Origin of the sequence: Actinophytocola algeriensis, from assembly GCF_014203735.1 — a bacterium.
Taxonomy (GTDB): domain Bacteria; phylum Actinomycetota; class Actinomycetes; order Mycobacteriales; family Pseudonocardiaceae; genus Actinophytocola; species Actinophytocola algeriensis.
The window spans coordinates 753,314-775,508 of record NZ_JACHJQ010000001.1; the positions used below are offsets into that span (position 1 = coordinate 753,314).

Here is a 22,195-nt window from a genome sequence, read left to right on the forward strand (position 1 = left end):
CGTAACGTCCGGTGTGAGGAAGGGCCCCTTCGTTGTGCTCGGCGTGATGAAGGACCCCTTCGTAATGCCCGGTGTGAGGAAGGGGTCCTTCGTTGCGTTCGGTGTGATTGGTTGCCGCACCGGCTAGATCACCTGCAGCAACGTGGCCGCGGGGCCGGTCAGTCGCCTGCCCTTCGGCCACACCGCGCGCAGGCGGCGGTCCAGCCGCAGGTCCGCCACCCCGATCGGCACGAGCGTCCCGGCTGTCAGCTCCGCCTCCACCGCGTGCCTGCTCAGCACCGCCGGGGCGATCCCCGCCACCGCCGCTCCCTTCACCGCGGCGTTCGAGCCCAGGGCCAGTTGCGGGGTAACGGGGTCGTGGCGTGCCAGTGCCCGGTCGAGTGTCTCCCGCGTCCCCGACCCGGCCTCGCGCACCACGAGCGGGGTCGCCGCCAGTTCGGGTGCGGTCAGCGGGCGGCGGCGCCGGGCCCACGGGTGGGCCGGGGTGACCACCACGATCAGCTCGTCCGTGCCCACCACCCGGCTCGCCAGCCCGTCCAGCACGCCGGGGCCCTCCACGAAGCCGACGTCCACGTCCGCGGCTTTCAGCACGAGCCGGGCAACCTCGGCGGAGTTCGTCACCGTCAGTCCGACATGGACCGAAGGCTCCTGGGCGCGCAGGTGCGACAGCCACCTGGGCAGCAGCGCCTCCGCGATCGTCATGCTCGCCGCGATCCGCAGCGTCGCCGCCCGGTCGGCGCGCAGTGCGGACAGGCTCGTCCGGAACTCGTCGGCGGCGGCCAGCAGCGTCACCGCCCACGCCACCACGAGCTTGCCGTCGTCGGTCAGCACCGACCCCTGCGGTGTGCGCACCAGCAGCGGCAGGCGGGCCCGCCGCTCCAGCGCGGCGAGCCGCTTGGTGGCCGACGGCTGCGCGATCCCGACGGCCCGCGCCGCCTTCCCCACGCTGCCCAGCTCCGCCACCTGCACCAACAGGCGCAATGACTCGAGATCCGGTTCGTCACTCATCAAACGGATTATGGGGGCTTGTGCGTAGTGGCAGCATCTGTCATGACACAGGAGGACCTCGTTGCCAGCAGAGCTGAACACCCTGCGCCGGCAGCTGCTCGAACACATACGCGAGCAGGGCGCTGCCACCGATCCACTCGTCGCGGAGGCGCTGCGTACCGTGCCGCGCCACCTGTTCCTGCCGGACCTGCCGCCGGACAAGGCCTACCGCGACGAGCCGATCGTGACCAAGCGCGACCCCGACGGCCGCCCGATCAGCTCGTCGTCGCAGCCGACGATCATGGCGATCATGCTGGACCAGCTGGCGGCCAAACGCGGCCAGCGGGTCCTCGAGATCGGCGCGGGCACCGGGTTCAACGCCGCACTGCTCGCCACGATCGTCGGTGACCGGGGCGCGGTGACGAGCGTCGACCTCGACGCGGACACCGTCGAGCACGCGCGGGAGAACCTCGACGCGGCGGGCTGCCCGAACGTGGTCGTGGTGGCCGCGGACGGCGCGCTCGGCCACCAGGACCGCGCGCCCTACCACCGGATCATCGCGACGGTCGGCGTGTGGGACCTCGCCCCGGCCTGGCTGGAGCAACTCGCACCCAAGGGCCGCCTCGTGGTGCCGCTCGACCTGAACGGTGTGCAGCGCTCGGTCGCGTTCGAGCGTGACGGTGACCACTGGACCAGCCGTTCGGTGTCGCTGTGCGGGTTCATCCGGATGCGTGGCTCCTTCGCCGGCCCCGAGCGGACCTACCTGCTCGACCCCGCCACCGATCTCACCCTCAACCTCCCCACGGCCCGCGAGGTCGACGGCGACGCGCTCACCGAGGTGCTCGGCGAGGCACCGGCCGTCCACCCCGTCGGCGACATCGGGCCGACCCCGACGCCGATGCAGCTGTTCGACGGGTTCACGCTGTGGCTCGCCGTCCAGGAACCCCGCTGGTGCGCACTGTCCGAACAGGTCGGTGCGGACCCGGCGCGGCTCGCGGACGCACCCATGCGCGCACCGGAGTCCGTCGCCACCGCGGGCGTCCTGACCGACGACGGCCTCGCGCTGATCGCCGTCGAGGACGAGAAGCTCACCATCCACGCGCACGGCAACACCGCGGTCGCCGACGACCTCCTCGCGCACGTCCGCGCCTGGGCCGACGCGGGCAGGCCGGGCACGGCCGGGATGCGGATCGACGCGTACCCGGCGGGGACGGCGGGTCGTGGCGGCGATGTCGTGCTGGAGAAGGGACAGTGCAGGCTCGCGCTCTCGTGGTAGGGCCGGGGTGGACGCCGTCCGGTCGGCGACCGTAGGCTCCGCCTGCAATGGCGAATACCTCTCACATTCCAGCCGAGGACCAGCTGACCGTCGGCACGCGGTTCGGGTATGCGCTCGGTTCGCTCTCGACCGGCGCGTTCGGCACCGTGCCCGGTCTGCTGCTGCTCCCGTACCTCACCGACACGCTCGGGGTCGGCGCGTCGGTGGCGGGGCTGCTCGTGCTGCTGCCCAAGGCGTGGGATGTCGTGTTCAACCCGATCGCGGGGCGGATCAGCGACCGGACCACCGGCAGGCTGGGCGCCCGGCGGCCGTACCTGCTGTACGGCGGCATCGGGCTCGCCATCACCTTCGCCGCGCTGTTCGCCGGGCCGGACACCGGCTCCGCGACCGTCGACGCGCTGTACGTCGCGTTCGTGTTCCTGGTGTGCGCCACCGCGTACGCGTTCTTCCAGGTGCCCTACAACGCGCTGCCGGCCGAGATGACCACCAGCCCGAAGGAGCGGACCAGCATCACCGCGTGGCGGATCGCGGTGCTCGCCGTCGCGATCCTGATCTGCGGCGCCGGTGCGCCCGCCGTCCGGGACGCGGTCGGTGGCCTCGCCGGTTACCGGGTCATGGGCATCGCGGTCGGCGTGCTCATCCTGCTCGGCGCGGTCGGGGTGTTCTTCGGGACCGCGCGCACCAGGGTCGCGCAGCCGCTGCCGTCGGTCGCTGGCTGGCGGGAGACGGTCGCCGCGGTGCGTGACTGCCCGCCGTTCCGGGTGCTGCTGACCGCGTTCGTGATCCAGGCGGTCGGCATCGGCACGCTGCTCGCCGGGGTCGACTACCTCGCGCGGGTCGGGCTGGGCGACAAGTCGTGGCAGCCGCTGCTGTTCGCCGCGTTCGTCGGGCCCGCGCTGCTCGTGATGCCGCTGTGGCAGCGGGTCGGGTCCCGGCACGGCAAGCGGTCCGGGTTCGTGGTCGCATCGCTCGTGTTCGCCGTCGGCCTGCTCGGTGTCCTCGGCGCGCGGGTGTTCCCGCCGGTTCTGATCGTGCTGTTCGTCGCCGTGGCCGGGATCGGGTACGCCGGCCTGCAGGTCTTCCCGCTCTCACTGCTCGCGGACGTGATCGGGAACGAGGAGGGCCGCACCGGTCAGGTCCGGGCCGGGGTGTTCGCGGGGGTGTGGACGGCGGGGGAGACCCTCGGGCTCGCACTGGGACCCGCGCTGTACGGCGGAATCCTCGCGCTGGGCGGATATGTGTCGTCGACGGGTGAGTCGGTGGCGCAACCGTCGAGCGCGATCACCGCGGTGATCATCGGGGTCGCACTCGTGCCCGCGTTGTTCACCCTGGCCGCGCTGCCCCTGTTGCGGCGCAAGGAGTTGTTCTCGTGAGTCTGCCATCCACGGGCCTGCCGGCTGAGCAGGTCCTCGACGAGCTGCGCGCCCTGCGGACGGGCGACCTGCCCACCCACGGCGGCCGCACGCTCGCGTACGTGTACGACAGCGGCCGCGCGGGCCTCGACGAGCTGGCCGCGCAGGCACACGCGCTCGCCAGCGCCACCAACGGGCTCGACCCGACCGCGTTCCCCAGCCTGCTGCGCATGGAGAACGACATCGTCGCCGCGGCGGCCGCGCTGCTCGGTGGCGGGCAGGCGACGGTCGGCAGCGTGACGTCCGGTGGCACCGAGAGCTGCATGCTCGCCGTGCACGCGGCGCGCGCCGCGCGTCCTGACGTGGACCGGCCGAAGGTCGTGCTCGCGTCGACCGCGCACGCCGCGTTCCACAAGGCAGCGCACTACTTCGGGATCGAGGCCGTGACGGTGCCGGTCGATCCCGCCACGTTCCTGGCGGACCCGGCGGCCATGGCGGCCGCCATCGACGACCGCACCGTGCTGGTGGTCGTGAGCGCGCCGTCGTACGCGCACGGCGTGGTCGACCCGGTGCCGGAGGTCGCCGCCGCGGCGGGTGAGCGCGGCGTCCGGTGCCATGTGGACGCCTGCATCGGCGGCTGGGTGCTGCCGTACTTCCGCGCGCTCGGCGAGCCGGTGCCGGACTTCGACCTGTCGGTGCCCGGCGTGACGAGCCTGTCGGTCGACCTGCACAAGTACGCCTACTGTCCGAAGGGGACGTCGGTACTGCTGCACGCGGACGCCTCGTTGCGGCGGTCGCAGTTCTTCGCCAGCGCCGCGTGGCCGGGCTACACGATGCTGAACTCGACCATGCAGTCGACGCGGTCCGGCGGCCCGCTCGCGGCGGCGTGGGCGGTGCTGAACCACCTTGGCGACAACGGTTACCGGTCGCTCGCGCAGCAGGTGCTGTCCGCGGTGCGCACGCTCCGGTCGGGCATCGGCGCGATCGAGGGCCTGCGGATCCAGGGCGATCCGCAGTCGACACTGCTGTCGGTCGTCGCGGACGACAGCGTGGCCGACCCGGGGTTCGACGTGTTCACCGTCGCCGACGAGATGACCGAGCGCGGCTGGTACCTGCAGCCCCAGTTCGGTTTCGAGTCCTCGCCGCCGAACCTGCACCTGACCGTGACGGCCTCGAACCACGGCAGCGAGCCCGCTCTGCTGGCGGACCTCGCGTCCGCTGTGGACGCCGCCCGCCGCAGCGGGCCGGTGTCGCTGCCGGAGGAACTGACGGCCGCGATCGCCGGGCTCGACCCGTCCGGGCTCACCTCCGAGCAGTTCGCCGGACTGCTCGCGATGGCGGGCCTGGAGGGCGCGGGCACCCTGAAGCGGATGGCGGAGATCAACGCCATGCTGGGTGCCGCGCCCCCCGGCCTGCGGGAACGGCTGCTGGTCGAGTTCCTCGGCGTGATGTACACGCCGACGGTCTGAATCGGACGGTTTCGGGCCTGCGGACACCCCGCGATGTGCGAGGGTGTCCGCATGCGGATCACCTGTTTCGTCCTCGGGACGCTGTGCCTGCTGATCGCGGCGGTGTGGGTCGGTATTGGCATGATCGACCTCGCCGGTGGCAGCGAAACGTCCTCCACGCCGACGGTCGCGAATCTCCGGGTGACGCAGACCGCCGCGAACACCTCGCAGTACCTGGACGACTTCGGGCCCGCGTCGACGCTGGCACAGATCTTCGCGATCGCGGGCATCGCGTGGATGGTCGGTGCCGCGGCGTTCGCTCCGCGGCAGTCCGCATCCGCCGTGCCTGCCGCCGCCGTGCCTCCCGCCGCCGCGCCCGAGCAACGCCAGTGGCAGCCGCAGTACGCGCCGCAGTGGCAGCAGCAGGGCCAGCCCCACCAGTCCCCCGACCAGCAGGGCTGACCGGCGCCACGCCTACGCCGCTGCCGCGTGCCGCGGAAAGTCCTTCCGCTTGATCTTCGCGCGCCGCCCGTCGGGGTGGTGGAACACGTTCACCACCTGGACGTTCTCGTCCCGCTCGAAGAGCGTGGGGATCCTGGGGATCCACCGATGGACGGTTGTTGTCCGGTGGGGCGTTCGGCGGGTGGGTGTGCCCTCTGGGGGCTCCTCGCCGGAGGGGCAGGTCTCTGGGATGGCAGGGAGCCCCTTGGTGGTCGGCTTCAGCTGCGTGCTCGGTTGGCCTTCGTGTCCTGAAAGACGCTTTCGGGACGTGGGCCCGATGTCATGAAGGGGTCCTTCATCACATCGGACGTAACGAAGGGGTCCTTCATGACGGTGAGCGCAACGAAGGGGTCCTTCATCGCACCGGGTGTTACGAAGGGGTCCTTCGGGGCATCCCGCGGGTGGGTGCGGGCGCTGCGCGCCCGCGCCCGCGTGGCGTGCCTGACCACGTCCGGCATCCGGCGCGGGGCAAGAAACACGGCTCGACCACCAGGGATCCAGGCTCAACGCCCCGAAGGCGCCTTCAGGGCATGCGGACTGTCCTGCTGGTCAGGTCGACCAGCCTTCCGCTGCTGTGGCGTGCAGGAAGTCGTCCACCGGGGGCTCGACCGGGCGGCCTTCGTACTGGGTCGACAGCACCACCGAGGTGCGCATCTCGCCGTGCTTGCCCAAACGCTCGAACAGGCCCTCCAGGTGCGCGAGCGACGCCGCGCGCACCTTGATCATCGAGCAGTGGTCGCCACTGAGCTTGTGGACTTCCACGATCTCCGGGTAGTCCGCCGCCGTGCTGGTCTTCAGCAGGCAGCTGCCCAGTGAGCACTGCATCTGCACGAACGCGAGGATCGGGTAGCCCGCCCGCCGCGCGTCGACCACCGCGCGATAGCCGGCGAGCACGCCCGTCTCCTCCAGCCTTCGCACCCGCTCCGCCACCGCGGGGGCCGACAGGTTGATCCGTCGTCCCAGTTCCTTGTACGACAGGCGGCCGTCGGCCTGTAGCTCCGCCACCAGGCGCCAGTCGACCGCGTCCAGCGGCTTTTCCGAACGAAAGGTCATCCCGCCCCCTTTCCTTTCGCATGGGTGGTCCGGCGGCCAGTATGCCTTCGCCGGGCCCTTCGAACGACCGGCTCGTCTGCATACGCTGAGTCATCGTGAGAAGAACGACGATCTCCCTCTTCGCCGGTGTCGCGGCGATGAACACCGCCATGGCGGGCGCCAGCACGGCGGCCACCCTCATCGCGTCGCACACCGCGGGGGACGGCTGGAGTGGCCTGCCCGGCGCGTTCGGCGTGCTCGGCACCGCGGTCGGCACGCTCGGTGCCGGACATCTGATCTCCCGCCGCGGCAGCAGAACCGCTCTGCTGCTCCTGTACGGAGCGGCCGTTGCCGGGGCCGTCGTCGCCGCAGGGACCGCCATGGCCGCCCTGCTCGTCGGGATGTTCCTGCTCGGTCTGGGCAACGGGGCCGCGCAGCTGTCCCGGTACCTCGCCGCTGAGGCGTTTCCCGTGCACCGCAAGGGGTTCGCGCTCTCGTTGATCGTGTGGGCCGGCACAGTGGGAGCGATCGTCGGGCCCAACCTGATCGCGCCCGGTGCCGGGATCGCCGGTGCGCTCGGGCTTCCCGGGCTCGCCGGGCCCATGCTGGTGGCCGTCGTCATGACTGGTGTCGCGGTGCTCGCCAGCGCCGCGTTGCGCCCTACGCCCGCGCCACCCGCCCGGCGCACCTCGTTCGCCGTGCTGCGCACGCCTGCCGTGGTGACGCCGCTCGTGTCGATGGTCTGCGCGCAGCTGACCATGGTCGCCGTCATGACCATGGCGCCGCTCGAGCTCGAAGCCCACCACCACGGGCTCCAGGTGCTCGGCCTGGTCATCTCCGCGCACATGATCGGGATGTTCGCGCTGGCACCGGTGTCCGGCAGGCTCGCCGACCGGTTCGGTGGGCGCCCGGTCATCCGCGTCGGCATCGGGGCGCTCGTCGTCGCGTCGCTCGCGGCGTTCGGGGCCGGGGGAGTGTCCGGGCTGACGTTCGCGATGTTCCTGCTCGGGTACGGCTGGAACCTCGTGTTCGTCGGCGGATCGGCCATGCTGAGCCGGGAACTGCCCGCCGACCGGCGGATCCAGCTGCAGGGGGCCGTCGACGCGGTGGTGTGGGGCTGCTCCGCGTTCGCGAGCCTCGGTGCGGGTGTCCTGTTCGGACTCGGCGGCTACCCGCTCGTGACCGCCGTCGGTGCGGTGCTCGCGTTGCTGCCGGTCATCGTGCTCGCGCGTCGGCCAGTGCCAGCCGCACCAGCGCCGCACCCGCGGCCTGCATCGACAGGCCCTCGATCGCCTCGGCGGTGAACGGGCGGGCGGTCACCGCGCCTTCGTCGTTGACCGCCACCCGGGCGCCGAAGATGTCGTCGAACACCGGTGCGTCGACGACCACCCGCACCAGCAGGTCCGTCGCGAACGTCAACGGGTCCACGCCGAGACCCAGGACGTGCGCCTCGATGCCGGGGGTGCCGGTCATGGCCACCGCGAACGGCCACGTCCCGTAGTCCGGCGCCTCGACCTCCGGCTCGCCGAGCACCTCCTCCGCGTACTCGCGCAGCAGGAACCGCCACAGGTCGAAGTCGCCGGGGCCGGACGACTGGAACACGCCCACCGGCACCACCTGGTACAGGCCGCCAGCGTGGCCGACCTTGGCCGGGTCGCGCCAGTGCAGGAGGAAGGTGTCCCCGTCGCTGGCCCGGCGGATGGTCAGTGCGCTGATCGCCAGGTTCGCCGGGCGCCCGGCCAGGTCGCACGGGTTGCCGATCGCGTCGCGCAGCGGGGTGCCCGCACCCGCCGCGTACTCGTGGGCCGCCGCCTCGCCGGTGTCGATGCTGTCGAAGTACGTGCCGTCGCCGAACACCAGGCGCGGCGAAGGGCTCGCCAGGTCGGCGTCCAGCAGCCGCCACGTGGGGCGGTTCTCGAACACGGTCGGGGCGTCGAGTGCGGCCATGGCCGCCGAGTAGGTCGGGAAGTCCGGGTGCCCGGACGCGGGCGGCAGGGCGACCGGCGGCGCCGCGTCCATCGTGATGTCCAGCGCGGACAGCGGGATCGGCGCGGGCGGCACCCATGCCGGGGCGGTGAGCAGGGGAGTCCCGGCGACCTTCCGCACGTCCGGGAACTCGTCGACGGCCCGCACCGCCAGCTCGTAGCGGTGTGCCCGCAGGTGGGCGCGCACCCGTGCCCAGTCGCTCACTTCACCAGCCGCCAGTACTGCCTGCCCTTCAGGTCCCGCACGATCACACCCATCCCCACCAGCTCCGCGCGCAGTTCCTTCGCGTCGTCGGAGCGCAGGTCCTTCGCCCGCGCGGTGAGCAACGCGTTCGCGCCGGCAGGCAGGCCCGGCATGTCCGGCACCCACCTGCGGTACTCGTCCGCGTGCGGGTCGCCGTCCTGCCACGGGTAACCGTTGCGGGCGAACACGTCGGCCAGCGCGGTCACGTCCAGTTCGGACGGTCGGCGCGCCAGCTCGCAGGTGTCCGCGTCCAGCAGCACGAGCTGACCCCTGTCGACGAACACGGCCGAGACGTCCGCGCGCTCGAACGACGCGTCGTACTCGTCGCCCAGCAGCCGGACCCGTTCCGGTAACACGGTCACGCCCAGCCGGTCACCGTGCGCCACCAGCGAGAGCACCAGACCGCCGACGAGCCCGATCCCGAGCGCGCCGAGCGTCGCCCACGGCTCGGGGATCGAGTCGACCAGTTCGATCGGCCCCCGGAACGGGGTCCACGACAGCGTCGCGGCCCAGTTCGCCAGCAGCTTCAACAGCCAGACGACCAGCGCGCCCGCCAGCGGCAGGCCTGCCCATCTGACCAGCAGTGTGCCCGCGCTCTCCGTGATGCGGTCGTCCCCCATGGCGTCCATTGTGCCGTTTTGTCGCTCCGTGAAATGAGCGGGTCTATTCCGAGCCGGTGAAATCTGGCGCGTTGACCCTGGTGGACGCCGGTCCCACGATCGGAGAACCGGCCCGTTCCGACGAGGGAGCAGTGATGAAAGCCGTACGGCTGCACGAGTACGACAAGCGCCCGGTGGTCGAGGAGGTGCCAGAACCGGAGGTCTCCGGACCGCTGGACGTGCTGGTGGAGATCGGCGGCGCCGGGCTGTGCCGCACCGACCTGCACATCGTCGAGGGGCAGTGGGCCGAGAAGTCCGGGGTGGCGCTGCCGTACACGATCGGGCACGAGAACGCGGGCTGGGTGCGGGCCGTCGGCACCGCGGTATCCACTGTGGCCCCTGGCGACACCGTGATCCTCCACCCGCTCGCGACCTGCGGGCTGTGCCGTGCCTGTCGTGCGGGGGACGACGTGCACTGCGCGAACTCGCGGTTCCCCGGCATCGACTCCGACGGCGGCATGGCGGAACTGTTGCTCACCAACGCGCGCTCGGTGGTGAAGCTCGACCCGTCACTGCGACCGGCGGACGTGGCCGCGCTCGCGGACGCGGGGCTCACCGCCTACCACGCGGTGCGCAAGTCGGTGCCGATGTTGTACCCGGGCACGCAGGTCGTCGTCATCGGCGCGGGCGGGCTGGGACACATCGGCATCCAGTGCCTCGCCGCGATGGTGCCGTCGGAGGTGATCGTGGTCGACCGGTCGCAGGCCGCGCTCGACCTCGCGAAGGGCTACGGCGCCGCGCACACCGTGGTCGCGGACGGCACGCACGTCGACGCGGTCATGGACCTGACCGGCGGCGAGGGCGCGCACATCGTGTTCGACTTCGTCGGCGAGAAGGGCACGGAGGCCGAGGGCGTGGCGATGCTGCGCCGCGCCGGTTCCTACTTCGTGATCGGCTACGGCGGCCACATCGACATCCCGACGATCGACATCATCTCCACCGAGATCAACGTGATCGGCAACCTCGTCGGCTCGTACAACGACCTCAGTGAGCTGATGACGCTTGCCGCACAGGGGAAAGTGTCGCTGCACACGAAGACCTACCCGCTCGACGCGGTGAACGAGGCCATGGACGACCTCGACAACGGACGGCTGCGGGGCCGCGGAATCCTCGTGCCGGAACGGAGCTGAACGCAATGTACGAAAAGGACGGTCAGAAGTACTTCGTCGTCGACAGCCACATCCACTTCTGGGACGGTCGCCCGTCCAATCAGGCCAACCGTTACGGCGAGGGCTTCATCAACTGCTTCTACGACTACCACCGCAACCTGTCACCGGAGTCCGAGGTGTGGACGCTGGAGGAGTTCTGGCAGCAGTCGGAGGAGCGGATCCTGCACGACCTGTTCGAGGTCGGCTACGTCGACAAGGCGATCTTCCAGCCGACGTACCTCACCGACTTCTACGTCAACGGTTTCAACACGACCGAGCAGGACGGCGCGCTCGCCGAGAAACACCCGGACAGGTTCATCGTCAACGGCTCGTGGGACCCGCGCGACGGCGAGGCGGGCCTGGACAAGCTGGAAGCGTTGTCGCAGCGGTGGAACCTGCGCGGCGTGAAGCTGTACACGGCGGAGTGGAAGGGCGACTCGAAGGGCTGGAAGCTCACCGACCCGTGGTCCTACCGGTACCTGGAGAAGTGCCAGGAACTGGGGATCCGCAACGTGCACATCCACAAGGGGCCGACGATCTACCCGCTGAACCGGGACGCGTTCGACGTGGCGGACGTGGACGACGTGGCGTCGGCGTTCCCGTCGTTGAACTTCATCGTCGAACACGTCGGCCTGCCGAGACTGGAGGACTTCTGCTGGATAGCCACGCAGGAACCGAACGTCTACGGTGGACTCGCGGTGGCGCTGCCGTTCATCCACTCGCGGCCCAGGTATTTCGCGCAGATCATCGGCGAGCTGCTGTACTGGCTGGACGAGAACCGGATCACCTTCGCGAGCGACTACGCGATCTGGACCCCGAAATGGCTGATCGAGAGGTTCGTCGACTTCCAGATCCCGGCGGACATGATCGGCGAGTACGCCCCGCTCACCGTGGAGATCAAGAAGAAGATCCTCGGTCTCAACGCGGCGAAGCTGTACGACATCGAGGTCCCACCGGAGCTGGCGCTGTCCTCGGCACCCGTGGATTCGGGCGAGGCCGTGGGCTCGGCGCCGAAGGTGCCCGCGTGAGCGCGCTGTGGGACGCACTGGGCACGGTCATGGACCCGGAACTGGACCAGCCCGTGACCGAGCTGGGTTTCGTCAGCGAGGCGGTGGTCGTGGACGGTCACGCCCGCGTCCGGCTGCGCCTGCCGACCTACTTCTGCGCACCGAACTTCGCCTACCTGATGGTCGCGGACGCGCACGAGGCCGTCAGCGCACTGCCGTCCGTGACGTCGGTGGACGTCCGGTTGGCGGACCACTTCGCGGCCGAGGAGATCAACGCGGGCGTGGCCGCGTCGGCGGGCTTCGCGGGCTCGTTCCCCGGCGAGGCGGTGGCCGAGCTGGACGAGCTCCGGCTCGTGTTCCAGCGCAAGGCGTACCTGGCCAGCCTGGACCGGCTGTGCGTGCGGCTGCCGGGTTCGCCGGTGGGCCTGACGCTGGCGGACGTGCCGGCGTCCCCGGCACTGGTGTCGCTGATGCGACGGCGAGCCGCGCTGGGATTGCCCTGTTCGAGTGAATCCCCGCTGCTGCTCGACGAACGCGGAGTGCCGATCACAGCGGAGGAAGCCCCGCTGCGACTGCGGTTCGCGAGGTCCGTGCGCGTGAGCATCGAAGGCAACGCCGGGTTCTGCCGTGGACTGTTGCACACGAGATACCCGCAGGCGGTGGGCAACTAAATCGTTCTACATATTCGTGAATAACCGTCAGGCCGATGTCAGACCTGTTGCGGGCCGGTTCGCTGACGTAGGGTCGGCAGGGTGGCGCATGACGAGGTGTGCCGCCCTGTCGGCACGGGGAGGTGCGTCGGTGACCGAACCGCGCGACACCAGCGGGCTCATCGGCTCCGCGCAGCGCGCGTTGCGAGTGCTGGACATCGTGGGCTCGGCAGGCGACGGCATAACGGCCAAAGCGGTCGCACGCCGGGCGGGCTACAACCTGTCGACGACCTACCACCTGCTGAACACGTTGGTGCACGAGGGATATCTCATCCGCCTCGGCCACGGTCGCGGTTTCGGCCTCGGCTACAAGGTGGGCAGCCTGTACCAACGGCTGTGCGCTGAACTGGACGTGGGCCAGGAGTTGCAGGACGAACTGCACCACCTGCACCGCCGAGCCGAAGCAGCCGCCTACTACACGGTGTTCCGCGAGACGGACATAGTGGTGGCCGCGGTGGCCGACTCCCCGCAGTACCCCCGAGCGACTCCGCTGGACTTCGGCTTCCACGAGGCAGCCCACGCGACGGCGTTCGGCAAGGTCCTGCTGGCGTCCATGCAGAAGCGCCAACGCCGGGACTACCTGGCGAGCGCGGGCATGCCGCGCCTGACCTCGCACACCACTGTGCGCTCGGCCGACCTGGACACGGAACTGGAACACGTCGACCGTGCGGGGATGGCGCTGGAGATCGAGGAGTTCCAACCGGAACTGGCGTGCCTGTCGGCCCCGGTACTGGACGCACAGAACCGGGTGACGGGAGCAGTGGCGTTCTCGGTGCCCGCGTCGGAGTTCCACGCACGCCGCTGGCACCTGGAACGAGCCGCGAGGGCCGGAGCAGCCCGCTTCGCCCACCTGCTGGCAACCCGCCCATCACTGGTAAGCGGCATCTGACCCCGGCCCCCGGCCGTGCCCGCGAAGCGGGCACCAGCACACACCCAAGCGGGGCGCAAGCCCACACCACCCCCGCGGCAGACCGATCCTCGCCAAAGAACCGAAGATGCCAACCGGGAAGCATCCCGGAGACCTGCCCGTCCGGCGAGGACATCTTTGGAATCGTCCCGAGCCCAACCGGCCGTCGAGGGCATCCCTGGAATCGCCCCGAAACCAACCGGCAGCCGAGAACACGCGAGGACAACCACAGGCCGCCAACCGAGCCCAGATCAGCTCGCGCGCGCGTTGCCCAACCCCCACCCTATCCCGGGGGCGTCCCGCCTTGCCAGCTTACCGAACCTCACCGACATTCCCCGCGATGTCGATCTTGCCTGTGGATAACTCGCCGATCTCGCGCCAGCCCTCAAGCCTATTGACAAAAAAAACTGTCGATTGGGACCATAGGCCATGGCCACCTACCTCGACGAGCCCGACAAGGTCAGGCGCGCGCTCTCGCCGATCCGGCGGCAGCTGCTCGCCCGCCTCCGCGAGCCGGGGTCGGCCACCCAGCTGGCCGCCGAGATGGACCTCCCGAGACAGCGCGTCAACTACCACCTGCGCGCGCTGGAGGACGCCGGCCTGCTCGAGCTGGTCGAGGAACGTCCTCGCCGCGGCTGCACGGAGCGCATCCTCCGCACCAAGCCCGGCGCGCTCGTCGTCGACCCGACGGTGATCGACAGCGAGTTCACGTACATCCACGACCAGTACGCCGCCGAGCACCTCGTCGGCGTCGCCGCCGGCACGGTCCGCGACGTCGCCCGCATGCAGGCCGCCGCCGCCGAGCAGGGGAAACGCCTGCTCACGTTCACCGTCGAGGCCGAGGTCCGGTTCGCGCAGCCGGGCGACGTGCACGCCTTCACCGACGAACTGACCGCCGCGATCCGCGAGGTCGTCGCCCGTTTCGACACACCAGACGGCCGCCGCTACCGCATGGTCGCCGGTGGCCACCCCGCCACGGAACAACGAGGAACACCATGAACGACGAACCGCCCCGCATCGAGGTCACCATCGCCGCTCCCGCCGACACCGTCTGGCATGCGTTGCGGGACAAGGAAACCATCCGCCACTGGCACGGCTGGGAGTTCGAGGGCCTCGACGACGAGATCGACCTCATCTACTTCGACCACATGACCGAGGACCCCGCCGCCCGCACCCTCAGCGTGCAGGAGGGCGACCTCATCCGCCTCGAACCCGACGGTGACGGCACCCGCGTCACGCTCACCCGGGCGCCGCGCGGCGTCAACCCCGACTGGGACGCCTACTACGACGACATCACCGAGGGCTGGGCCACCTTCCTGCAGCAGCTGCGCTTCGCGGTCGAACGGCAGCCCGGCGCGCCGCGCCGCACCGTGTTCCTCAACGGGCACAACACAACCGGCCGCGACCTCGCTCGGGACCTCGGCCTCGGCGACGCGGGTACCGTCGACCTCGTCGGCGAGAAGGTCACCACGGAGCCGTGGTACCGGGCCGAGCACCAACTCGGCGTCACGGTGGACGCGTGGGGTGGCGGGTTGCTCGTCGTCGCGTCCTGCGAACCCACCGAGGCCAAGCCGGACGGCGTCGCGATGGCGATCCTCTCGACCTACGGCCTGTCCGACGACCAGCTCACCGAGCTCACGAACCGCTGGCGCGCGTGGTGGACCGAACGGTACGGGCCTCTTCCGGATTGACGCCGATGTCCATGCCGCACGGGACTCAGCCGACGGTCGTCGCACTGACGTTTCCGTGACGGAACGTGAGTGTGGTGGCGATCACGCGGCCACCCGTCCGTGACGGTTGATACCTCACTCGTTCGAGGTCAGAGTGGTGACTTCGCAGGTGAACACGCACTCGACGTATGCATGTGCAGCTGCATCGGAAGCCGAAATGACTGACCGGGTGTAGCTGTCCGCTTACCGACTTATACGCACCGTTCATCGCTCATCCGGTGGGGTCACGACGTCATAACAAGATCGATAAGAGAAGATGGACGGGCGCCTGGGCTCGGAGGCGGTGTGACACGAACGTGGCTCCCTGCTGGAACAGGGAGCCACGTGGTCCGTTTCGTGCCCCCAGGTGTTGCCCCAGTTGCATGAGGACGAAGAGGAAAAGCACGAAACGGTGACCAGGATAAGGCTCGAGACCGCGATGACACCAGAAGAAGAAAGATCAGCGGACCTGGAGCGACCGGCCCGCAGGACCGTCCGGCTCGCGGCCGATGCCGCGCCCGAGGCTGTGTCCGGATCGGAGCTGCCTGCTCCCCGCCGCCCGGCGACGCACGCACTTCGGCCCGCGTTGCGGGACCGGGTCTTACGTGTCGCGGAACGGGTCGTCGGCGACTGGGCACCGACCTTGCGCGAGGCGCTGGTGCGGGTACTGGTGTTCGCGGTGGTGCTGGCAGTGCTCGGCGTGGCCTTCGGAGTCGAGGTGGCCGCGGCGGGTGCGGCGGTCGGGTTCGTGATGTTCCTGATCGGCCGCCGCCGCGCCGGTTCCTCGGACTGACCCACTCACGCGCCTCGGACGAGCGCGCGGACCTTCTCATTGCGCAGGTACAACCCTGCCCACACGGCGATGCCGAGATAGACGGGGAACAACGTCGTCGAGAGCAGAGGTGACTCGGCGCGGACGTGTGCGCAGACGGCACCGCCCAGGTAGCCCGTGAGCAGCACCGCGCCGAGTACTGACGTGCGCGGAATCGCGTAGAGCGCGAGGCAGGCGAGCTCGAGGACGCCGATGGGCAGCGCCTGCCAGCCGGGGAAGCCGAGTTCTCTGAACGACTCGACCACCGGCTCGATCGCGAGCAGGTGGATGACCGCGTCGAACAGCAGAAACGCGACCGCGAGAAGGCTGATGACCTGCCCCGCGCGGGTGGCGGTGACGGTGACTGGCTGGGTGCGAGTGGCTGTGTTGTGCATGAAGCAACTCTCACAGCCGACAGCTCAAGTTGTCAAGACAAAAAAAATTGTCGGTGGCCGATTCGGATGAGCCGCCTGTTTGGAGGTGGGCCGGGGTCGGGCGGCCAGGCGAGCTGGGCGAGCGGATTGACTCGGCGGGTTCGCGGAGCCGGTCGTGCGAGCGACGGGCCCGACGTGGCTTTGCGCGTCGCGAGGTGGTTTGTCAATGTCCGCCCCGAGACGAACAGGTGATTCAGTCCCCTGTGGACGGTGGGTTTGGCCCGGACCACGTCGGCCAACAGTCACGGAGGGTGCGTTTTCCACATCTCCTGGGAAGTGGATGGTTGACAGCAGCGCGTAGTGGGTACCTGCTCAGCAACAGGGTCTTTCAAGGAGGTGCAGGAGCATGCTTGTCCTCGGCTTGCTGCTGGTGGTGCTGAGCGGCGCCGTTGCCGTGCTGCTTATCGCCTACAACAACGGTGGCGACGCGCAGACCGTCACCATGTTCGGCCGCGATCTGGCCGACGTGACGATGGCGCAGGCGTTCATCGCCGGGCTCGTGGTCGCGACGGTCTTCCTGATCGGGCTGTCGATGATCATGTCCGCGGGACGCAGGGCCAAGGAGAACCGGTCCCGCTACCGCGAGGCGCGCAAGGAGGCGAAGGTCGCCGCGAAGGAGCGTGACGAGCTCGCCGAGCAGCTGCGCAAGGAAGAAGACCACCGGCACGACCCGGTGGGCGGCGGCCAGACCGACACGATGGTGACGCCACCCGCGGGCACCCAGATGCCCCACGACAACCGCATGGGCGCTCCCGCTCCCGACATGACACCGCCCCGCCACGCTGCGCCGCCGCAGCAACAGCAGCCGGTGATCACCAACATCAAGCCCGGTGACTCCCCCACCAGGTAACCGGGCAGCGATAGCGGTCGGCCGCGGCCTGACTCGACGCGAACATCGGTTTTCTGTCCCCCGGTGAACCGATGCCGCCGGCCGCGGCCGGCCGCCTTTATCCGTGCAGGAACTCGGCGGGAACGTGCTCGGTAAGCCACACGATCTCGTTGCCACGCAGGAACTCCACGCCCGCGGCCCGTGCCGCGGGCGTGTTCACTGTCAGCACCAGGACCCGCTCGCCCTTGCGCCTGCCGACCGACTCGGCCATCGCCGTGGTCACCGACAGGTGCACGTACTGGCGCCGCATGGGCCGCAGCCCGTCCCGCAGGATGCTCGCCGCCGCCGACTCCGCCGTGCCGTGGTACAGCTCGGCGGGCGGCGTGCCCGGCGCACGCACGATCCGGCCTGGCACGCTGTGCCCGTAGCGGGCGCGGACGCGGTCGTCCGCCAGCTCGAACCGTTGCTTCGGGCTGTCCCGCACCACATCTTCCAGCTGCGCGCGGCTCACGCCCAGCGCCGCGAGCAGGTCCGCGACCGGCGTCCAGCCCGCCTCGTCCAGCTCCAGCTCGTAGAGCCACGGTGCGTGCCGCAGCGCGTGCGACATCTTTTTGCTGAGCCGCACGTCGTGCATGACCGCGACTCTAATCGGGCAGACTCGCGGCATGGACGGGATCGGGCTGGCCTTCGACCAGATCGCGGAACGGTACGACCGGGTGCGGCCCGGCTATCCGGAGCAGGTGTTCGACGACATCGCCGCGCTGACCGGAATCCCCGCCGGTGGGCGAGTGCTCGAGATCGGTCCTGGGCCGGGCACCGCGACCAGGGACCTGCTCGGGCGTGGCTGGCGGGTGCACGGCATCGAACCCGGCGTCGCGCTCGCCGCTCGGGCCACCGAGAACCTGGCCGGGCAACGGTTCACCGTCGACGTGACCCGGTTCGACGACTGGGTCCCGGACGGCACCTACGACATGCTGTTCTCCGCCACCGCCTACCACTGGGTGGCGCCGGAGGCGCGGTGGCGGCTCGCGGCCGACGTGCTCGAACCGGGCGGCGCGCTCGCGCTCGTCACCAACCGTACGGTCGCGGGCGGCAACTTCAACGACATCTACCAGGCGTCGGCGGAACTGCACGCGCGGCACGGCCCGGAGGTCGACTTCGGGCTGTCGCCGACCGCGTCGGCGATCCTCGAGGAGGTCCGCGCGTCGGCGCACGACATCGGCGCGCTGTGGGAGGCGATCGAGACGAAGGCAGGGCCCAGCCGCGCCGGCACGTGGTTCACACCACCCGAGATCCGTTCGTACGAGTGGGAAACCACCTACGACGCCGATGACGCGGCCGCGCTGCTGTCCACCTACTCGCCGTACCTGCGGGTGCCGCCGGAGCGGCGCGCGCCGCTGCTGTCGGGTGTCACCGACATCGTCCGCGCGGACTTCGGCGGGGTCGCGACCCGGCGCTACCTCGCGGTGCTGGCCGTGGCCCGGCGTGGTGCTGAGCCACGAGGTGTGGGGCCTGGACGAACAGATGCGTGAACACGCCGACCGGCTCACCCGCGCGGGTTACTGACGCCGGCGCCGGACCTGTGCGGCCAGGCGCCGCTGCGTGGTGTCGACGATGTCCGGCAAGGGGGAGAGCGGTCCGCGGTGGTCGCGGCCGCTGCTCCGCGCCTCGTATTCGGGCCCGAGCCGGAGTCAGCCGCGCAGGAATGGCGCCGGATCGACCTACCAGCCGGGGGTTTTCCTGGTCAGTCGACCGTTTCCCGGTGAGTGGGAATCGAGGGCTCCTGGAAGAGGTTCTCGTACGCGGGCTGACCGGTGTTCGACGCGGTCTTGCCGTTCGCGTGCTGGGTGAGTGGGTGGCTGAAGAGCGACGTCGGGACCTGCTGTGCGGGCCCCTCGTTCGTGGTGGTCGTAATGGTCGTACGTCCCTTCTGGGCAGGCTGGGACCGCGTTGCCACACACGGCAGAAGCGGGTCGGCTCAACGGGAAATCCCCGGTGCCTCCGCAGTTCTCGTCTCCCCGGACGAGGTGCTTCCCAACTGCCATCAACCTACACCCGAACGGGCCGGAGGGGGGCGAATTTCGCGGACACCCGGCCTCCGCGTGTCCGCCGGGGCCGGCCTGCCCACCGTGTCCCACCCCGTGAGACACGCGAGTCTCCCGCCCGTGACCCGCGAGTCACCTGTCCCGGACCGCCGAGCGGGCGGTGCGCGTGCTCCGGCGAGGACCCGATCCAGCCGGTGCACGGATCACGAAAGGTGGACTCGCGAGTCTCGAACGGGAGACGCGCGGGTTCTGGACGGGAGACGCGCGCGTCCGGAAAGGCCGGCTCGCGGGTTCCCGTGGTGCCGTGGAATCAGCTCTTCTTGGCGCGGGGGCGGCGCTTCGGGGCCGGTTTGGCCGCCTTCTGCTCCGACTCCGCCTTCGCGGCCCGGTAAGCCTCCACGACGTGCGACGGGATTCGGCCGCGGCCGGAGAGCCCGAATCCGTTCTCGTTCGCCCACTTGCGGACCAGGCCCGCGTCGTTCGAGGCGCTCGAGCCGTTCTGGCCTGCCTTGCCACCGCGCTTGATCCGGCCACCGACGCGCCGTGCGGCGTCGACGTACTCGGCGAGACCGTCGCGCAGCCGATCCGCGTTCGCCTCCGACAGATCGATCTCATAGGTCACGCCGTCGAGGCTGAACAAGACCGTGGAAACGTCGGAAGAAGCTGTGCCGTCGAGATCATCGACGAGTTGAACCAATACTTGCTGTGCCATCTATCCGCTCCTGACGTGCACGATTCGTGCATACCCGCTGGTTTGTTGCCCGCAACTGTGCAAATAATCAGCTGAATCCGTCAAAAGCGCAAGTGATCACGTGGTTTCGAGAGCTGTCCGATGTGGAGCAGTGACCGTTGACACGGCGACACGGTGTCTGAAATGAGAGTCAGCTCTCTCGATGGTCACCGGATCGCCACACCGGGGGGTGGTACACAGGGAAGCGGACCGTCACGGTCAGCCACTGCTGTTCGCCCGTGTTTGGGGTCCCATTTGTCCACCCGGTGTGGCGTTGTTCCGCCGGACCTGCTTACTTGTGCGCATGGAGATGACGGCTGAGGTCGAGAACACCGGCACACGCCCACGGGAGGTGCGCCCGCTGCACGGTCCGCCGCGCGGGACGTGGCCGCAGGTAGCAACATACATCTTCATCCTGGGCCCGTTCATCGCACTGCTGGCCGCGGTACCGCTCACCTGGGGCTGGGGCCTCGGTTGGCTGGACATCGCACTCGCGGCGTTCTTCTACACGGCCACCTGTCTCGGCGTGACCGTCGGATTCCACCGTTACTTCACCCATCGCGCCTTCAAGGCCACCCGGTCGTTGCGCGTCGGCCTCGCGATCGCGGGCAGCATGGCGCTGCAGGGCCCGATCACCCACTGGGTCGCCGACCACCGGCGCCACCACGCCTTCTCCGACCGCGACGGCGACCCGCACTCGCCGTGGGCGTTCGGCAGCTCGCCGGTGGCGCTGGTGAAGGGCTTCTGGCACGCCCACATGGGCTGGGTGTTCGACCGCAACCTCACCAACGCCGAGCGGTTCGCGCCCGACCTGCTCGCCGACCGCGACATCGTCCGCGTCCACCGCCAGTTCGGCCTGTGGACCGCCGTGACGCTCATCGCACCCGCCGTGCTCGGCGGTCTCATCAGCTGGTCGCTGTGGGGCGCGGTCACCGCGTTCTTCTGGGCCGGGCTGGTGCGGGTGTCGTTCCTGCACCACGTGACGTGGTCGGTGAACTCGATCTGCCACATGATCGGCTCCCGCCCGTTCGCCGCACGGGACCGCTCGGCGAACTTCTGGCCGCTCGCGATCCTGTCCATGGGCGAGTCGTGGCACAACCTGCACCACGCGGACCCGACGTGCGCGCGGCACGGCGTGAAACGCGGTCAGATCGACATCTCCGCCCGCCTCATCTGGTTCCTCGAGAAGTTCGGCTGGGCCACCGACGTGCGCTGGCCGACGCCGAAACGACTGGCGAACCTGGAGAAGCGCGCGAGCGCATGAAGATCGTCCAGCTCGCCAACTTCTACAGCCCCACGTCCGGTGGGCTGCGGACCGTCGTCGACACGCTCGGCAGGGGTTACGTGGCGTCCGGGCACGAGCGGGTGCTGGTGGTGCCCGGCAGGCACCGGGCACGCCTGCGCACCGAGGCGGGCCTGGTCATCATGCTGCCCGGCGTGCCCGTGAGCGGTGGCTACCGCGTGCTGCCGCGGTCCGCCGTGGTGCGCAAGGAGCTCGCGGCCCTCGGCGACGACCTCGTGCTCGAGGTGTCGGACAAGACCACGCTGCTCGCGGTCTGCGACTGGGCACGGGACCGCGGTGTGCCGACCGTGCTGCTGTCCCACGAACGGCTCGACCGGTGGATCGAGGCCCGCGTGCCCAGGCTGTGGCGCGCCGGGGCGGGCCGGGTGCTGGCACCCCTGGTGCGCGGCTGGAACAAGGGCCTGGTGAACCGCTTCGACGCGGTCGTGGTGACGTCGCGGTACGCGGAGCGCGAGTTCGCGGGCCTGCCGGTGCCCGGGCTGCGGCGGATCCCGCTGGGTGTCGACCTCGACACGTTCCGTCCACTGCGGACCCGGCGCGAGCGCGGCGCGGCGCGGCTCGTGTACGCCGGGCGCCTGTCGCCCGAGAAGAACCCGCGTGCGGTGGTCGGTGCCGTACGGGAACTGGTGGCCGGCGGAGTCGCCGTGCGGCTCGACGTCTACGGCGACGGCCCGGAACACACGGCGCTGCGCAAGCTCGCCCGCGGCCTGCCCGTCGACTTCCACGGGCACGTGTCCGACCGGGTGGCGCTCGCGCGGGCGCTGTCGGCCGCGGACGTCGCGTTCGCGCCGAGCGTCGCGGAGACGTTCGGCCTGTCCATCCTCGAGGCGATGGCGTGCGGAACGCCCGTGGTCACCTCGGCCACCGGTGGTGCGCCGGAGCTGCTCGCACCGGGTGCCGGGGTCGCGGTCCCGGCCACCCCGGCGGGACTCGCGGACGGGGTGCGCGAGGTGCTGTCGTGGCCGGTGGAGTGGCGGCAGGCGGCCGCACGCGCGCGGGCAGAGCAGTTCCCGTGGGCCTCGACCATCAGCGCGATGCTGGAGCTGCACCGCGCCGCTCGCGACTGAGCCGCACCGGA

General features: G+C 70.3%; 24 protein-coding genes. 16 read left to right on the plus strand and 8 right to left on the minus strand.

The window, feature by feature from the left end:
• Positions 1 to 123: 123 nt before the first annotated feature.
• On the minus strand, positions 124 to 1,008 hold the full coding sequence (locus FHR82_RS03495; RefSeq protein ID WP_184808742.1) for a LysR family transcriptional regulator: 885 nt from the start codon (positions 1,006 to 1,008) through the stop codon (positions 124 to 126).
• Positions 1,009 to 1,069: 61 nt separating this feature from the next.
• Between FHR82_RS03495 and fxlM the strand changes: the two genes are divergently transcribed.
• From fxlM to FHR82_RS03515, 4 genes are read left to right on the plus strand one after another with little or no spacing between them, the layout of a single operon-like run.
• Positions 1,070 to 2,263, plus strand: coding sequence for a methyltransferase, FxLD system (gene fxlM, locus FHR82_RS03500; RefSeq protein WP_184808743.1), 1,194 nt, complete (start codon positions 1,070 to 1,072; stop codon positions 2,261 to 2,263).
• 47 nt (positions 2,264 to 2,310) lie between these two features.
• On the plus strand, positions 2,311 to 3,636 hold the full coding sequence (locus FHR82_RS03505) for an MFS transporter (RefSeq protein WP_184808744.1): 1,326 nt from the start codon (positions 2,311 to 2,313) through the stop codon (positions 3,634 to 3,636).
• A 17-nt stretch (positions 3,637 to 3,653) separates the two neighbouring features.
• Entirely contained in the window at positions 3,654 to 5,084 is a 1,431-nt protein-coding gene (locus FHR82_RS03510; RefSeq protein ID WP_184809279.1) for a pyridoxal phosphate-dependent decarboxylase family protein, read from the plus strand.
• Positions 5,085 to 5,135: 51 nt separating this feature from the next.
• Positions 5,136 to 5,525: a hypothetical protein gene (locus FHR82_RS03515; protein WP_184808745.1), complete on the plus strand. Its 390-nt coding sequence runs from the start codon at positions 5,136 to 5,138 to the stop codon at positions 5,523 to 5,525.
• A gap of 588 nt (positions 5,526 to 6,113) precedes the next feature.
• Here the strand turns inward: FHR82_RS03515 and FHR82_RS03520 are convergent.
• Positions 6,114 to 6,617, minus strand: a complete 504-nt coding sequence (locus FHR82_RS03520; RefSeq protein ID WP_184808746.1) for an Lrp/AsnC family transcriptional regulator — start codon at positions 6,615 to 6,617, stop codon at positions 6,114 to 6,116.
• Positions 6,618 to 6,712: 95 nt separating this feature from the next.
• On the opposite strand from FHR82_RS03520, the gene FHR82_RS03525 reads away from it, so the two are divergent.
• Positions 6,713 to 7,900 (plus strand): MFS transporter, encoded by a 1,188-nt coding sequence (locus FHR82_RS03525; protein ID WP_311770847.1) that lies wholly within the window; start codon positions 6,713 to 6,715, stop codon positions 7,898 to 7,900.
• On the opposite strand, the gene FHR82_RS03530 is transcribed toward FHR82_RS03525, so the two are convergent.
• Positions 7,812 to 8,786, minus strand: coding sequence for a transcriptional regulator (locus FHR82_RS03530; RefSeq protein ID WP_184808747.1), 975 nt, complete (start codon positions 8,784 to 8,786; stop codon positions 7,812 to 7,814). The genes FHR82_RS03525 and FHR82_RS03530 overlap by 89 nt on opposite strands.
• Entirely contained in the window at positions 8,783 to 9,445 is a 663-nt protein-coding gene (locus FHR82_RS03535; protein ID WP_184808748.1) for a YqeB family protein, read from the minus strand. Before FHR82_RS03535 ends, FHR82_RS03530 begins: the two co-directional genes overlap by 4 nt.
• Before the next feature lie 134 nt (positions 9,446 to 9,579).
• Between FHR82_RS03535 and FHR82_RS03540 the strand changes: the two genes are divergently transcribed.
• The 7 genes from FHR82_RS03540 (at position 9,580) to FHR82_RS03570 (ending at position 15,758) form a co-directional block, all read left to right on the plus strand.
• On the plus strand, positions 9,580 to 10,614 hold the full coding sequence (locus tag FHR82_RS03540) for an NAD(P)-dependent alcohol dehydrogenase (protein WP_184808749.1): 1,035 nt from the start codon (positions 9,580 to 9,582) through the stop codon (positions 10,612 to 10,614).
• A 5-nt stretch (positions 10,615 to 10,619) separates the two neighbouring features.
• Entirely contained in the window at positions 10,620 to 11,660 is a 1,041-nt protein-coding gene (locus FHR82_RS03545; protein ID WP_184808750.1) for an amidohydrolase family protein, read from the plus strand.
• Positions 11,657 to 12,310 carry an iron-sulfur cluster assembly protein gene (locus FHR82_RS03550; protein WP_311770848.1) on the plus strand — a complete coding sequence of 218 codons (654 nt, stop codon included), beginning with the start codon at positions 11,657 to 11,659 and terminating at the stop codon, positions 12,308 to 12,310. Before FHR82_RS03545 ends, FHR82_RS03550 begins: the two co-directional genes overlap by 4 nt.
• 130 nt (positions 12,311 to 12,440) lie before the next feature.
• A complete protein-coding gene (locus FHR82_RS03555; protein WP_311770849.1) occupies positions 12,441 to 13,238 on the plus strand; it encodes an IclR family transcriptional regulator in 798 nt (265 codons plus the stop codon).
• A 447-nt stretch (positions 13,239 to 13,685) separates the two neighbouring features.
• Positions 13,686 to 14,255 carry an ArsR/SmtB family transcription factor gene (locus FHR82_RS03560; RefSeq protein WP_184808752.1) on the plus strand — a complete coding sequence of 190 codons (570 nt, stop codon included), beginning with the start codon at positions 13,686 to 13,688 and terminating at the stop codon, positions 14,253 to 14,255.
• Complete coding sequence (locus FHR82_RS03565; RefSeq protein WP_184808753.1) at positions 14,252 to 14,947, plus strand: SRPBCC family protein; 696 nt, start codon at positions 14,252 to 14,254, stop codon at positions 14,945 to 14,947. Before FHR82_RS03560 ends, FHR82_RS03565 begins: the two co-directional genes overlap by 4 nt.
• A 430-nt stretch (positions 14,948 to 15,377) precedes the next feature.
• The gene (locus FHR82_RS03570; RefSeq protein WP_184808754.1) at positions 15,378 to 15,758 is read left to right on the plus strand and encodes a hypothetical protein; all 381 of its coding nucleotides are present in this window, start codon (positions 15,378 to 15,380) and stop codon (positions 15,756 to 15,758) included.
• A 5-nt stretch (positions 15,759 to 15,763) separates the two neighbouring features.
• Here the strand turns inward: FHR82_RS03570 and FHR82_RS03575 are convergent, their stop codons facing one another.
• Positions 15,764 to 16,171: a DoxX family protein gene (locus FHR82_RS03575; protein WP_184808755.1), complete on the minus strand. Its 408-nt coding sequence runs from the start codon at positions 16,169 to 16,171 to the stop codon at positions 15,764 to 15,766.
• A gap of 385 nt (positions 16,172 to 16,556) precedes the next feature.
• On the opposite strand from FHR82_RS03575, the gene FHR82_RS03580 reads away from it, so the two are divergent.
• Positions 16,557 to 17,060, plus strand: a complete 504-nt coding sequence (locus tag FHR82_RS03580; protein WP_184808756.1) for a hypothetical protein — start codon at positions 16,557 to 16,559, stop codon at positions 17,058 to 17,060.
• Positions 17,061 to 17,157: 97 nt separating this feature from the next.
• Here the strand turns inward: FHR82_RS03580 and FHR82_RS03585 are convergent, their stop codons facing one another.
• On the minus strand, positions 17,158 to 17,673 hold the full coding sequence (locus tag FHR82_RS03585; protein WP_184808757.1) for an RNA 2'-phosphotransferase: 516 nt from the start codon (positions 17,671 to 17,673) through the stop codon (positions 17,158 to 17,160).
• 31 nt (positions 17,674 to 17,704) lie between these two features.
• On the opposite strand from FHR82_RS03585, the gene FHR82_RS03590 reads away from it, so the two are divergent.
• Positions 17,705 to 18,571, plus strand: a complete 867-nt coding sequence (locus FHR82_RS03590; protein ID WP_184808758.1) for a class I SAM-dependent methyltransferase — start codon at positions 17,705 to 17,707, stop codon at positions 18,569 to 18,571.
• Positions 18,572 to 18,783: 212 nt separating this feature from the next.
• Here the strand turns inward: FHR82_RS03590 and FHR82_RS03595 are convergent, their stop codons facing one another.
• Both FHR82_RS03595 and FHR82_RS03600 read right to left on the minus strand, forming a co-directional pair.
• Complete coding sequence (locus FHR82_RS03595; protein WP_184808759.1) at positions 18,784 to 18,996, minus strand: hypothetical protein; 213 nt, start codon at positions 18,994 to 18,996, stop codon at positions 18,784 to 18,786.
• Positions 18,997 to 19,394: 398 nt separating this feature from the next.
• Entirely contained in the window at positions 19,395 to 19,796 is a 402-nt protein-coding gene (locus FHR82_RS03600) for a histone-like nucleoid-structuring protein Lsr2 (protein WP_184808760.1), read from the minus strand.
• 328 nt (positions 19,797 to 20,124) lie between these two features.
• Here FHR82_RS03600 and FHR82_RS03605 point away from each other — a divergent pair, with 328 nt between their 5' ends.
• Positions 20,125 to 21,078 carry an acyl-CoA desaturase gene (locus FHR82_RS03605; RefSeq protein WP_184809282.1) on the plus strand — a complete coding sequence of 318 codons (954 nt, stop codon included), beginning with the start codon at positions 20,125 to 20,127 and terminating at the stop codon, positions 21,076 to 21,078.
• Positions 21,075 to 22,184, plus strand: a complete 1,110-nt coding sequence (locus FHR82_RS03610) for a glycosyltransferase (RefSeq protein WP_184808761.1) — start codon at positions 21,075 to 21,077, stop codon at positions 22,182 to 22,184. The genes FHR82_RS03605 and FHR82_RS03610 overlap by 4 nt, the downstream gene beginning before the upstream one ends.
• Positions 22,185 to 22,195 lie beyond the last annotated feature (11 nt).